This is a genomic window from Microbacterium sp. A93 (assembly GCF_051842835.1).
Genome location: NZ_JBPXMT010000003.1, coordinates 530569 through 543519 on the forward strand (window position 1 = coordinate 530569; position 12951 = coordinate 543519).

A 12951-nucleotide genomic window follows, 5' to 3' on the forward strand; every position below is an offset into this window, starting at 1 on the left:
CATGGGAGGTCGGCAGGGGACGGCCCGCGGAGCCCACATGGATAGGATCGTGGCAGAGCGACAACGACCACGCACCACCCCGATCGAGGAGAACCACGCCCGTGCCCATGATCAATGACTTCAGCCCCGTCCTGACCGCTGTCAGCCAGACCCAGTCCCAGCACCGCAGTCAGACCTCCGCGGCCCTGGTGATCGGCGTCAGTTCCACGGACGATGGTCCCGTGCTGTTGCCCAACCCGCTGCCCGCGGCCGGCGCCCGCGCCCTGGCCGATTCCCTCGAGGCCTTGGGGGTCACCGGGGCCGCCGACGAGGTGGTGCGGATTCCGGGGCTGGATCCCCTGCCGTTCCCGCTCCTGGTGCTCACGGGAGTCGGGAAGATCACGGGTGAGCCCGGGGCCGGCGTCTCCCACGAGGCCTTGCGCCGTGCCGCCGGCGCGGCCGTGCGGCAGCTCTCCGGTACGCCGACCGTGACCCTCGGCCTGCCGGCCGAGACGCCCGAGCTGCTGGCCGCGGTCGCTGAAGGTGCCGCCCTGGCCGCCTACTCCTTCACCGCCTTCCGCTCAGCCGACGCCCGACAGAAGGCGAAGAACCCGGTCGAGGGCGCCGCCGTCGTGACCTCCCTGAAACCCAAGGTGACCGGGCCGGTCCTGAAGCGGGCCGCGGCCGTGGCCCGCGCGGTGCGGGCCACCCGGGACCTCGTCAACACGCCTCCGTCCCACCTGTTCCCCGCGTCCTTCGCCGAGGAGGTCACCCACACCATGCAGCCGCTGGCCGTGAAGGTCACCGTCTGGGATGAGAAGCGGTTGGAGAAGGACGGGTTCGGCGGCCTCCTCAACGTGGGCATGGGTTCCTCCCGTCCCCCGCGCCTGGTCAAGCTGGAGTACACGCCCGCCAAGGGTGGACGGCGCGCCCCGCACGTGGCGTTGGTCGGCAAGGGCATCACCTTCGACTCGGGAGGGCTCTCGCTGAAGCCGCCGACGTCCATGACCACGATGAAGTCGGACATGGCCGGTGCGGCCACCGTGGCCTCCGTGGTCGCGGCCGCAGCCGAGCTCGAGCTCCCCGTCAAGGTCACCGGCTGGTTGTGCATGGCCGAGAACATGCCCTCCGCCACGGCCCAGCGCCCCTCGGACGTCATCACGATCTACGGCGGCAAGACGGTCGAGGTCATGAACACGGATGCCGAGGGCCGGCTCGTCCTGGCCGACGGACTGGTCGCCGCCACAGACGAGATCCCTGATGCCGTCATCGACGTGGCCACCCTGACGGGGGCGCAGATGATCGCGCTGGGCAGCCGGACCACCGGGGTCATGGGCACCGAGGCCTTGCGGGACGAGCTCGTGAGCGCCTCGGACGCCAGCGGGGAGGCCGCGTGGGCCATGCCGATCCCCGAGAACCAGCGCGCCTCCCTGGACTCGTCCATCGCGGATATCTCCAACGTGGGCGACCGGTTCGGAGGCATGCTGACGGCTGCCGCCTTCCTGCGGGACTTCGTCGACGCCGGCCGCGCACCCGCCGAGGTCAAGGAGACACCGACGCCGTGGGCCCACCTGGACATCGCCGGTCCGTCCTTCAACGAGTCCGGCGCCTACGGGTACACGCCGAAGGACGCCACCGGCGTCATGGTCCGGACCCTGGTGACCTATCTGGAGGGCCGCGCTGACGAGACGCGCACAAAGTAGAAGCCAGCGGTGCCGTACGGCTAAGGTAAAACCGAGGCATCACCACCAACCCCCAGGGTGACGGAGAACCCGGCACCCGACTGTGAGGAGCACCATCGTGGCCGACACGGCAACCGCCCAGGAATTCGACGTACTCATCCTCGGCGGTGGATCCGCCGGATACGCAGCCGCCCTCCGCTCGGTCCAGTACGGGATGAGTGTCGGGTTGGTGGAGAAGGCCAAGCTGGGAGGCACCTGCCTGCACACCGGCTGCATCCCCACCAAGGCCTACCTGCACGCCGCCGAACTGGCCGACGAGGCCCGGACCTCCTCGAAGTACGGGATCCACACCACCCTCGACTCCATCGACATGGCCGGTGTCCGGGACTTCAAGGACGGCGTCGTCGCCGGCAAGTTCAAGGGCCTGACCGGCCTGCTCAAGATGAAGAAGGTCAACGTCATCGCGGGCGAGGGCAAGCTGGTCTCCCAGAACGAGATCGAGGTGGACGGGACCCGCTACACCGGTAAGAACATCATCCTGGCCTCCGGTTCCGAGTCCAAGACCTTCGGCCTGCCGATCGGCGGCAACATCATGACCTCCACGGAGGCCCTGCAGCTGGACCGCACCCCGAAGTCCGCGATCATCCTGGGCGGCGGGGTCATCGGCTCCGAGTTCGCCTCGGCCTGGCACTCCTTCGGCGTGGAGGTCACCATCATCGAGGGGCTCGACCACCTCGTGCCGAACGAGGATCCGGAGATCATCAAGGTCTTGGAGCGCGAGTTCAAGAAGAAGGGCATCAAGTCCAACCTCGGCACCTTCTTCGAGAAGGTCGAGGACACCGGGGACGGCGTCAAGGTCACCCTGGCCGACGGCAAGGAGTTCACGGCGGAGATCTGCCTCGTGGCCGTGGGCCGCGGGCCGGTCACCGCCGGACTGGGCTATGAGGAACAGGGCATCCCCCTGGACCGGGGCTTCGTGATCACCAACGAGCGCCTGCACACCGGGGTCGGCAACATCTACGCGATCGGCGACATCGTCCCCGGCGTGCAGTTGGCCCACCGCGGCTACCAGCAGGGGCACTTCGTGGCGGAGGAGATCGCCGGGAACAACCCCCTCATCGTCGAGGACATCAACATCCCGAAGGTCACCTTCACCGATCCGGAGATCATGTCCGTGGGCTACTCGGAGCCGAAGGCCAAGGAGAAGTTCGGCGAGTCCAACGTGGAGACCGTCACGTACAACCTCGCCGGCAACGGCAAGTCCTCCATCCTGGGCACGGGCGGCATCATCAAGATGGTGCGCCAGAAGAACGGCCCCATCGTCGGCGTGCACGGCGTCGGCAAGCGCATCAGCGAACAGATCGGCGAATCCCAGCTGATCGTCAATTGGGAGGCCTACCCGGAGGACGTGGCCGCCTTCGTCCACGCCCACCCCACCCAGAACGAGTCCCTCGGCGAAGCCGCGATGGCCCTCAACGGCCACCCGCTGCACGGCTGAGACCACCGAGACCACTACACAACCGTCAGGCCGGCGGGAAGCCGGCACGCACTTGAGGAGAAACGGGACGCCATGTCTGAAACCGTGAACCTGCCGGCCCTGGGTGAATCCGTCACCGAGGGCACCGTCACCCGCTGGCTGAAGGAGGTCGGCGACGAGGTCGCCGTCGACGAACCTTTGGTGGAGGTCTCCACCGACAAGGTGGACACCGAGATCCCGTCCCCCGTGGCCGGCATTCTCGAGGAGATCCTGGTCCAGGAGGATGAGACCGTCGAGGTCGACGCCCCTCTGGCCAGGATCGGCTCCGGCTCCGGAGGCTCGTCCGACGACGCCCCGGCTGCCGCCGAGGATGAGGCCGAAGCCGAGGAGGAACCGGCTGACGAGGAGCCCGCCGAGGCCTCGGCCAACGACGAGGCCGGCGACAGCAGCACGGACGGCCAGGAGCTGTCCTCCGAACAGGTGGCCGCCGAGGATGCCGAGGAGCAGGGCTCCGGCGAGTCCACCGAGGTCACCCTCCCGGCACTGGGTGAATCCGTGACCGAGGGGACTGTCACCCGCTGGCTCAAGGAGGTCGGCGACGACGTGGAGGTCGATGAGCCGCTGCTCGAGGTCTCCACGGACAAGGTCGACACCGAGATCCCGTCCCCCGTGGCCGGCAAGCTCGTGGAGATCAAGGTCCAGGAGGACGAGACCGTCGAGGTCGGCGCCGTGCTGGCCCTCGTCGGATCCGGTGCGGCTGCTCCGGCGAGCGAGGACCAGCCCGCCGAGAAGCCGGCAGAGAAGGCAGAGAAGAAGGACGAGCCGGCGGAGAAGCCGGCGGCCGAGGATCAGCCGGCTCAGGAGCCCGCAGAGAAGCCGTCTGAGAAGCCGGCTGAGAAGGCTGAGGAGGAGCCGGCCGCCGAGCAGCCGTCCTCCGCGCCGGCCCCCGCTCCCGCAGGAGCGGCCCCGGGCGAGGGCTATGTCACCCCGCTCGTGCGCCGTCTGGCCCAGCAGAACGACGTGGACCTGTCCACGGTGGTGGGCACCGGCGTCGGTGGCCGCATCCGCAAGCAGGACGTCCTGGTGGCCGCCGAAGCCGCCAAGGCGCGCCAGTCCGGCTCCGCCGCCCCGGCCGCGTCCGCCCCCGCAGCGGCTGCTACCCCCACGCCGGCCCCCACCTCCACGGTGGACCCGGGTAAGCGTGGCACCACGGAGAAGGCGCCGCGCATCCGGCAGACCATCGCCCGGCGCATGCGCGAGTCCCTGGACGTCTCGGCCCAGCTGACCCAGGTGCACGAGATCGACATGACCCGCGTGGTCGCACTGCGGGGCAAGGCCAAGACCGGCTTCCAGCAGAAGAACGGCGTCAAGCTGACCTACCTGCCGTTCATCACCCTCGCCGTGACCGAGGCCTTGAAGCAGCACCCGAAGCTGAACGCCGAGTTCAACGCCGAGACCTCGGAGATCACGTACCACGACTCCGAGGACATCGCGATCGCGGTGGACACCGAGAAGGGCCTGTTCGTCCCGGTCATCAAGGACACCGGTTCGCTGAACCTGTCCGGGATCGCCGCGAAGATCGCCGACGTGGCGGACCGGACCCGCAACAACAAGATCTCCCCGGACGAGCTGTCCGGTGGGACCTTCTCGATCACCAACTTCGGTTCGGTCGGTGCCCTGTTCGACACCCCGATCATCAACCAGCCGAATGTGGCGATCCTCGGGGTGGGCACCATCGTCAAGCGGCCCATGGTCATCACGGACCAGGACGGCAATGACACCATCGCCATCCGTCAGATGATGTACCTGAGCCTGACCTACGACCACCGTCTGGTGGACGGCGCGGACGCCGGCCGTTTCCTGCAGACCATCAAGGCGCGCCTGGAAGCCGGCGAGTTCGCACACGAGTTGGGGGTCTGATCCTTGGGAGTCGTCACCGCGATCATCGTTGCCATCCACATCATCTCCGCCGCCGCGATCGTCGGCGGGTGGCTGGCCCACTTCAAGAATCCAACCGTCACCACGTCTCAGTGGTTCGGCACCTGGGGCATGCTGGCCTCCGGTCTGCTGCTAGTCGGCCTCGCCGAGATGGCGGCGGCCAGCAGTGGTGATCCCGTGAATCACGTCAAGATCGGCGTCAAGCTGGTCATCGGCCTGTGCGTCTTCGTGACCGCACTGCTGGGACGACGCAAGGAGAACAAGGGTGAGCCGGTACCCACCGGCCTGGCCCATGCCACGGGCGGGATGGCGTTGGTCAACATCCTCGTGGCCGTGCTGTGGCAGGACTATTCCTGATCATCCTGACCACCCACCGCTGACGGCGGCCGACCGGATTCCGGTCGGCCGCCGTCTGGCGTCACGGCTCGATCTGACGCACCCGCCACCCCTTCCCCGTCTGCTGCAGGTGGACCGTGAAGCGTTCGACCGTGGCTCCCTCGGCGGCCGCCACGGTGTCACCGGCGGCGGTGACGGTCCGGTAGGGACCGATCCGCAGTTCCACCCGCGCCGAGGCCTGCTGCGGGTCCTGACGGGTGATGTCCCCCGTCACCCGGGTCTGCAGGTCGAGCCCCTCGAAGCGGAGGTCCTGGCCAGTCAGCTGCTCCTGCAGTGCCGCATCGGCTGCGAAGGCCGGTGAGTCAGGCAGGCTGTACGCCGCCAGCTGCCGTTGGTCCAGGGACGTGAGGGCCTCGGCGCGGGCCGGTCCCAAGGCCGCGACCGCCGCCCTCACCCGGTCCGCCTCCGGATCAGCCTCCGCATCCGCCGCGGTCGAGGCCACCGGTTCCGGCGTCGCACTGGATTCCCCGCCGGCCTGCTCGGGCGGCGTCGCCGGGTCATCACCGCCCAGGAACTCCAGGCCACCCCAGGCCAGGGCGGCGGCCAGGACAGCCGCTGCCCCGGTCAGCACCCAGCGGCGCCGTCCCGTGCGGCGCTGAGACACAGTGGGGGCCCGACGGCGGGTGGGCAGCTCCCGGGCGACCTCCGGGACGGCAGCGGGGTACAGGTCAAGGGGTTCCGGATCAGCCCAGCGGTAGGCGGCGACCGCGAAGTGCTCGGCGCCGGGCCTGCGTTGCGGATCCTCGTCCAGGCCCGCCTCCAGCAGGTCGATGACCTCACCCGAGATCTCGGGGAGGATCATCGGCAGGGGCGCCCGGGACGCTGTCCGGGACGGCGCCCTCCCGGTCAGGGCGTACCAGCCGACCGCCGCCAGGGAGTACAGGTCAGCCGCCGGGTTCAGACCCGCCGGCCCGCCGGCGTCGTACAGCTCCGGAGCCGAAAATCCCGGGGTCCCGAGCCGGTGCTCCGCGCCACCCAGGACCCGGGATGAGCCCAGATCTGCCAGCGCCGGACGGCCCTGGACCGTGAAGAGGATGTTGCCCGGTGAGACGTCGCCGTGGACCACCCCCCGGGCATGGAGGGCCTGCAGCGCCTGGGCCATCGGGACCAGGACCGTGATCACCTGCCCCAGCGGCAGGGGGCCGGCTGCGCGGACCAGCGAACCCAGGGATCCGCCCGGGTGGTACTCACTGAGCAGGCCGGGCCCGGCATCCGTCTCCACCACCCCCAGGGGGCGCACGACATGCTCATGGCGCAGATCTCCCACGGCCCGCATCTCGGTCTCCAGGACCGCCACCGGCCCCTCAGCCCGCTCCTGCGGGATCTTCAGGGCGGCCTGGGAACCGTGGGCATCGGTCACCAGCCATACGGTGGAGCTGGCGCCCCGGCCCAGTTCCCGCACCACGTCCCACCCCGGAACGACTGGCGGTGCTGCTGGCGTCTCCATCGGAACCCCTTCGGTAGCCTGTCCGTTCTCCCTGCCACCACCATCCTGCCGCTCCCGAGCCCGGGCCGCTGCGATTATCCACAGGCTCCGCCCGCAGGGCTAGAGTGAGGCCATGCCCGAAACGACCATGCCGCCGTTCCGAGTCCTGGGGCTCTCCCCGGACACCGTCAACTACCAAGCGGCGTGGGAACTCCAGCAGGACCTCCACGCCCGGGTCGTCGAGGGGTCCTCCCCGGGCGCGATCCTGTTCCTGGAGCACACGGCCGTGTACACCGCGGGGAAACGCACGGAGCCGGCGGACCTGCCGGACGACGGCTCCCCGGTGGTGAACGTGGACCGCGGTGGCAAGCTCACGTGGCATGGGCCGGGACAGCTGGTCTGCTACCCCGTGGTCCGGCTGGCTGATCCTGCGGCCGTGAAGGAGTACGTCTGGTTCCTGGAGGAGGCCCTCATCCGGACGCTGGTCGGCCTCGGCCTGAGCGGCGCACGCGTGGACGGACGCTCCGGCGTCTGGATCCTCGGCGGCACGGACGCCGAGGGCCGGATCACCCCGGACCGCAAGATCGCCGCCATCGGACTACGCGTCAACCACGGCGTCTCGATGCACGGTTTCGCCCTGAACTGCAGCAACTCCCTGGAGCCCTACGAGCACATCGTGGCCTGCGGCATCTCCGATGCCGGCTCCACCACCATCTCGGCCGAGCTCGGCCGCCTCGTCACCCCGGCTCAGACGCTGGCCTCGGTCCAGGGGCATCTGGCTGCACTGGCCCCGGGCCATCTCGCGCCGGTTGCACCCGCCCTGCTGGCAGCATCCGGCACCGGCTCCCCCACCACGATCCCCCAGCGGAAGGAAACACTTCAGTGAGCGCATCCCCCGACGGCCGCCGACTCCTGCGCGTCGAGGCCCGCAACGCCGAGGTACCGGTCGAACGCAAGCCGGACTGGATCAAGGCCAGGGTGGAGATCGGGCCCGAGTACATCAACCTCAAGAACAAGGTGAAGTCCTCGGGCCTGCACACCGTGTGTGAGGAGGCCGGCTGCCCCAACATCTTCGAATGCTGGGAGGACCGCGAGGCCACCTTCCTCATCGGCGGCGACACCTGTACCCGCCGCTGCGGATTCTGCGACATCGCCACCGGCAAGCCCGAACCCCTGGATCTGGATGAACCACGGCGCGTGGCCGAGAACATCCGGGAGATGAACCTGCGCTACACCACGGTCACGGGGGTGGCCCGGGATGACCAGAAGGACGGGGCGGCCTGGCTCTACGCCGAGACGATCCGCAAGGTCCATGAGCTGAACCCCAACACGGGCATCGAGATCCTGCCTCCGGACTTCGGTGCCGATCCCGAGCTGGTCCAGGTGGTCTTCGATGCCCGCCCCGAGGTCTTCGCGCACAACCTCGAGACCGTCCCGCGGATCTTCAAGGCCATCCGACCCGCCTTCACCTACGAGAAGTCCCTGCGGGTGCTGAACATGGCCAAGGCGGACGGGCTGGTCACGAAGTCCAACCTGATCCTGGGTATGGGTGAAGAGGACCACGAGATCGACCAGGCCCTGGTGGACCTGCACGAGGCCGGGTGCGACATCATCACGGTGACGCAGTACGTGCGTCCCTCCAAACTGCACCACCCGATCGACCGCTGGGTGAAGCCGGAGGAGTTCGTGCACTGGTCCGAGCGCGCCGACCAGATCGGCTTCGCCGGAGTCATGGCCGGACCACTCGTGCGCTCCTCCTACCGTGCCGGGCGCCTCTACGCCACGGCCATGCGCAAACTGGGCCGTGAGATGCCCGAGAACCTGTCCCACATCGAGGAGTCCGGCTCCACCCGGCAGGAGGCGGCCTCGCTGCTCGCTGGCCGGTAGACTGGAGGCACTATGGCCCAGAGTAAAGATTCCGCAGCATCCTCCTCCGCATCGACCCGTGCCAAGCTGAAGGCCGTCAAGGCCGAGCAGCGGGAACGGCGCCTCCAGGACAAGGCCCGGACCAAGGGGACCAAGGCCGAGACCAAGGCCCGTAAGAAGGCCACCAAGAAGCCCGGTGTCTTCAAGCAGCTGCGCGAGGTCTTCACCATGACCCGCGCCCACGACCCGAAGGTCGTGCTGTGGATGGCCTTGGCCTTCGTGGCCACCCTGGTCGTCGGACTCGTCGTCGGCCTGGTGCTGGACAACTGGATCACGTGGCTTCTCATCGCCATCCCGTTCGGGCTGCTGGCCGCGGTGGTCATCATGAACCGCATGGCCGAGAAGGCGGCGTTCGCGCGCATCGACGGGCGCCCCGGCGCCGCCGGTGCCGCCCTGTCCACCCTCCGCCGTGGTTGGATCATCCCCGAGCAGCCGGTGGCCGTCAGCCCCAAGACGCAGGACGCGGTCTTCCGCGCCGTGGGACGCCCCGGCGTCGTGCTGGTCACCGAAGGGCCCATCAGTCGGGTGCGGCCGCTCGTGGAGAAGGAGCGCAGGAACATGCAGCGCTTCCTGCCGAACGTGCCGATCCAGGTGCTCGCCACGGGACACGGCGATGACCAGGTCGAGCTGCATGACCTGTCCAAGACCTTGAAGCGGATGAAGAAGACCCTCACCAAGCAGGAGGTCCAGGCGGTCGACAAGCGGCTGAATTCCCTGGGTTCCACCAAGATGCCGATCCCCAAAGGCATCGACCCCTACCGCGCCCGCCCGGACCGCAAGGCCATGCGCGGCCGCTGAGGACCGCGCTACATCCGGATCAGCACGGTGCCGGCCGCCCGGTCGTGCAGTCCACGGCCGTCCGCGTCGATCATGAAGGGCGTCACCACCAGGCACCACAGGCCGGTGCGGATGAGCGTCTTCACCGGCCCGGCCATGGCACCGCCCACCCGGACCACCTGGATCCCGGCGACCCGCTTGCCGACCGTGGTGCCCAACAGGCTCACCAGCACCACCTGCACCAGGACGTAGACCCCGAGGGTCACGAGCGGATGCCCCTCGAAGAACACGTTGCTGATGAACAGGGCGATGAACCAGTCGATCACGACCGCGAGGACCCGCCGGCCCCATCCGGCCATGGAGGTCGGCCCGCTCTCGGCCAGTCCCAGTCGCTCGCCGGGCCACCGTCCGGCCGTGTCCGGCCGCGGGGTGCCGCCGACCCATCCGGCCATGTCCCGGCGGGTGACCAGGGGCTCCTCGGCCCCCCGCCTCCTGGAGCTGCGAGGGGAGGGGGACGCGCCGTCGTCGTCGGCGCCGGAGGGGTTCTGATGGGTTCGTGCCACCGCTCCACTCTACCGAGTCCGGGCCGGTCCCTTCGGCCGGGGACCGGACACGTTACACGCCGGAAACACGTCCGTCACCATCGGGTTACGGCACCTCGATAGAGTGGTCGCACTACCGAACCCCGAGGAGCACACCCGATGTTCACCACCGCCCAGGACGTCCTGCAGTTCATCAAGGACGAGGATGTCGTCTTCGTCGACGTCCGTTTCACCGACCTGCCAGGCGTCCAGCAGCACTTCAACCTTCCGGCGAAGGCGGTGGACGAGGACTTCTTCGTCGAGGGTCAGCTGTTCGACGGCTCCTCGATCCGCGGCTTCCAGGGGATCGCCGAGTCGGACATGCAGCTGATCCCGGACGTGGCCACCGCCTACCTGGACCCGTTCCGCGTGGAGAAGACGCTCGTCATGAGCTTCTCGATCGTCAACCCGCGGACCGGTGAGCCCTACCACCGCGATCCCCGCGGCGTGGCCCAGAAGGCGGAGGAATACCTCGCCTCCACCGGTATCGCCGACACCGCGAATTTCGCCTCCGAGGCCGAGTTCTTCATCTTCGAGGACGTCCGGTACCAGTCCACGCCGAACCACAGCTTCTACTCGGTCGATTCGGACGAGGCCTGGTGGAACACGGGCCGCGCGGAAGAGGGCGGCAACCTGGGCCACAAGACCCCCGTGAAGGGCGGCTACTTCCCCGTGTCCCCGGTGGACAAGCAGGCCGACCTGCGCGATGCGATCTGCGTGACCCTGGACGAGGTCGGCTTGGAGGTGGAACGCTCCCACCACGAGGTCGGCGCCGCCGGGCAGGCTGAGATCAACTACCGGTTCAACACGCTGACCCACGCGGCGGATGACCTGATGAAGTTCAAGTACGTGGTCAAGAACACCGCGGAGGCCTACGGCAAGACCGCCACCTTCATGCCGAAGCCGGTCTTCGGTGACAACGGCTCCGGCATGCACTGCCACCAGTCGCTGTGGAACGGCGGCGAACCGCTGTTCTATGACGAGAAGGGCTATGCCAACCTCTCGGACACGGCCCGCTGGTACATCGGCGGCCTGCTCAAGCACGCCTCCGCCGTCCTGGCGTTCACCAACCCCACGGTGAACTCCTACAAGCGCCTGGTGAAGCACTACGAGGCGCCGATCAACATGGTGTACTCCCAGGGCAACCGCTCCGCGGCCATCCGCATCCCGATCACCGGCTCGAATCCGAAGGCCAAGCGCCTGGAGTTCCGCGCCCCGGACCCGTCCGGCAACCCCTATCTGGCCTTCGCCGCCCAGCTGATGGCCGGCCTGGACGGTATCCGCAACCGGATCGAGCCGGCCGAGCCGATCGACAAGGACCTGTACGAGCTGCCCGCCGAGGAGGCCGCGTCCATCCAGAAGGCGCCGGCCTCCCTGGAGGAGGCCCTGCGCGCCCTGGAGGCGGACCACGAGTTCCTGCTGGCCGGGGATGTCTTCACCGAGGACCTCATCGAGGCGTGGATCGAGTACAAGCGGGAGAACGAGATCCTGCCGCTGTCCATCCGTCCGAACCCGTACGAGTTCGAGCTCTACTACGGCGTGTGACCGGGGCCGGCCGCACGGTCGGTGAGCACCACGGATTCTCCCGACGGCGGCGCCTCCGGTGACCTTGACAGGTCGCCGGAGGTGCCGCCGTCGTTCTAGGCCCTGCCCGTGCGGTACCACCGGCGAGCCGCCCGCCGGGAATAGAACGGGCCGGTCAGAGGCTGTGTCTGGTGCGAAGATCCCCTGCGTGAAAGGTGCCTTGTGAGCTACCCGTTGTCCGTCCTCGACCTGTCCACCGTGCTGCCGGGACAACCCGTCTCCCAGGCGGTGGCCGCCAGCGTCGAACTGGCCCAGAAGGCGGAGGAGCAGGGCTTCCGCCGGATCTGGTTCGCAGAGCATCACAACTTCCCCTCCATCGCCTCCTCAGCCACCTCGGTGCTGATCGGGCACGTGGCCGATCAGACCTCCACGATCCGGCTGGGCGCGGGCGGCATCATGCTGCCCAACCACTCCCCCCTGGTGATCGCCGAGCAGTTCGGCACGCTGGCCGAGATCCACCCGGGCCGGATCGATCTCGGTCTGGGGCGGGCCCCCGGGACCGACCAGCGCACCATGATGGCCCTGCGCCGGGATCCCTCCGCGGCGGACACCTTCCCACGGGACGTCAAGGAGCTCCAGGGCTACCTCAAGGGCCAGACGCTCATCCCCGGCGTCGAGGCCTTTCCCGGCAGCGGGACGGATGTCCCGCTGTACATACTCGGCTCCTCCCAGTACGGCGCCCAGCTCGCGGCGGCCCTGGGCCTGGGCTACTCCTTCGCCTCCCACTTCGCTCCGCAGATGCTGGAGCACGCCGCGCGCCTCTACCGCGAGTCCTTCGAGCCGTCCGAGGACTACCCGGAGCCCCATTTCATCGCCGCGCTCAACGTGATCGCCGCGGACACCGAGGCGGAGGCACACGCCCAGCTGGAGGTCTCCCGCCGGCACCGCATCCGGCAGATGCTCGGCCGGGGCCGTGATCTCAGCGAGGAGGACGTCACCATGCTGCTGCACTCCGCCGGTGGCGAGCAGGTGCTGTCCATGATGAAGTACACCGCCGTGGGCACCATCGACACGGTCCGGACCTACCTCGATGAATTCCGCGAACGCGTCAACGCGGATGAACTGATCATCACCAACGCCGCGCCGGACCTCGCGGCCCGGCACCGCACCCTCGAGCTGTTGGGCGAGCACGTCATCCGGCGGTGAGGTCGCGGACCGGCAGGTGACGATTCGATGACGATCCTG

The 12951-nt window shown here is 68.8% G+C and carries 11 protein-coding genes; 9 read left to right on the forward strand and 2 right to left on the reverse strand.

The window, feature by feature from the left end; translation table 11 throughout:
• The first annotated feature begins 107 nt into the window (after nt 1-107).
• From ACSU1G_RS10450 to ACSU1G_RS10465, 4 genes are all read left to right on the forward strand, one after another.
• Nucleotides 108-1682: a leucyl aminopeptidase gene (locus ACSU1G_RS10450; RefSeq protein WP_439279961.1), complete on the forward strand. Its 1575-nt coding sequence runs from the start codon at nt 108-110 to the stop codon at nt 1680-1682.
• 97 nt (nt 1683-1779) lie between these two features.
• Nucleotides 1780-3159, forward strand: coding sequence for a dihydrolipoyl dehydrogenase (gene lpdA / locus ACSU1G_RS10455; RefSeq protein ID WP_439279854.1), 1380 nt, complete (start codon nt 1780-1782; stop codon nt 3157-3159).
• Nucleotides 3160-3231: 72 nt separating this feature from the next.
• A complete protein-coding gene (gene sucB / locus ACSU1G_RS10460; protein WP_439279855.1) occupies nt 3232-5058 on the forward strand; it encodes a 2-oxoglutarate dehydrogenase, E2 component, dihydrolipoamide succinyltransferase in 1827 nt (608 codons plus the stop codon).
• A gap of 3 nt (nt 5059-5061) precedes the next feature.
• Complete coding sequence (locus tag ACSU1G_RS10465; protein WP_439279856.1) at nt 5062-5433, forward strand: hypothetical protein; 372 nt, start codon at nt 5062-5064, stop codon at nt 5431-5433.
• A 61-nt stretch (nt 5434-5494) separates the two neighbouring features.
• Here ACSU1G_RS10465 and ACSU1G_RS10470 read toward each other — a convergent pair whose 3' ends face one another.
• Nucleotides 5495-6919 (reverse strand): protein kinase domain-containing protein, encoded by a 1425-nt coding sequence (locus tag ACSU1G_RS10470; RefSeq protein WP_439279857.1) that lies wholly within the window; start codon nt 6917-6919, stop codon nt 5495-5497.
• Nucleotides 6920-7031: 112 nt separating this feature from the next.
• Between ACSU1G_RS10470 and lipB the strand changes: the two genes are divergently transcribed.
• Genes lipB through ACSU1G_RS10485 form a run of 3 tightly spaced genes read left to right on the forward strand, consistent with a single transcriptional unit; the run spans nt 7032 to nt 9622 of the window.
• Entirely contained in the window at nt 7032-7784 is a 753-nt protein-coding gene (lipB, locus tag ACSU1G_RS10475; protein ID WP_439279858.1) for a lipoyl(octanoyl) transferase LipB, read from the forward strand.
• Nucleotides 7781-8785: a lipoyl synthase gene (lipA, locus tag ACSU1G_RS10480; RefSeq protein ID WP_439279859.1), complete on the forward strand. Its 1005-nt coding sequence runs from the start codon at nt 7781-7783 to the stop codon at nt 8783-8785. Before lipB ends, lipA begins: the two co-directional genes overlap by 4 nt.
• Before the next feature lie 12 nt (nt 8786-8797).
• Complete coding sequence (locus ACSU1G_RS10485; RefSeq protein WP_439279860.1) at nt 8798-9622, forward strand: DUF4191 domain-containing protein; 825 nt, start codon at nt 8798-8800, stop codon at nt 9620-9622.
• Between the two features lie 8 nt (nt 9623-9630).
• On the opposite strand, the gene ACSU1G_RS10490 is transcribed toward ACSU1G_RS10485, so the two are convergent.
• A complete protein-coding gene (locus ACSU1G_RS10490; protein ID WP_439279962.1) occupies nt 9631-10071 on the reverse strand; it encodes an RDD family protein in 441 nt (146 codons plus the stop codon).
• A gap of 231 nt (nt 10072-10302) precedes the next feature.
• Here ACSU1G_RS10490 and glnA point away from each other — a divergent pair, with 231 nt between their 5' ends.
• Both glnA and ACSU1G_RS10500 read left to right on the forward strand, forming a co-directional pair.
• On the forward strand, nt 10303-11727 hold the full coding sequence (glnA, locus tag ACSU1G_RS10495; protein WP_439279861.1) for a type I glutamate--ammonia ligase: 1425 nt from the start codon (nt 10303-10305) through the stop codon (nt 11725-11727).
• Nucleotides 11728-11928: 201 nt separating this feature from the next.
• Nucleotides 11929-12912 (forward strand): LLM class flavin-dependent oxidoreductase, encoded by a 984-nt coding sequence (locus tag ACSU1G_RS10500; protein WP_439279862.1) that lies wholly within the window; start codon nt 11929-11931, stop codon nt 12910-12912.
• Nucleotides 12913-12951 lie beyond the last annotated feature (39 nt).

Bases quoted from the DNA above. Each gene is read 5' to 3' on its own strand.
- glnA (WP_439279861.1), top strand. From the start codon at position 10,303: ATGTTCACCACCGCCCAGGACGTCCTGCAGTTCATCAAGGACGAGGAT.
- sucB (WP_439279855.1), top strand. From the start codon at position 3,232: ATGTCTGAAACCGTGAACCTGCCGGCCCTGGGTGAATCCGTCACCGAG.
- ACSU1G_RS10450 (WP_439279961.1), top strand. From the start codon at position 108: ATGATCAATGACTTCAGCCCCGTCCTGACCGCTGTCAGCCAGACCCAG.
- ACSU1G_RS10470 (WP_439279857.1), bottom strand. From the start codon at position 6,919: ATGGAGACGCCAGCAGCACCGCCAGTCGTTCCGGGGTGGGACGTGGTG.
- lipB (WP_439279858.1), top strand. From the start codon at position 7,032: ATGCCCGAAACGACCATGCCGCCGTTCCGAGTCCTGGGGCTCTCCCCG.
- ACSU1G_RS10485 (WP_439279860.1), top strand. From the start codon at position 8,798: ATGGCCCAGAGTAAAGATTCCGCAGCATCCTCCTCCGCATCGACCCGT.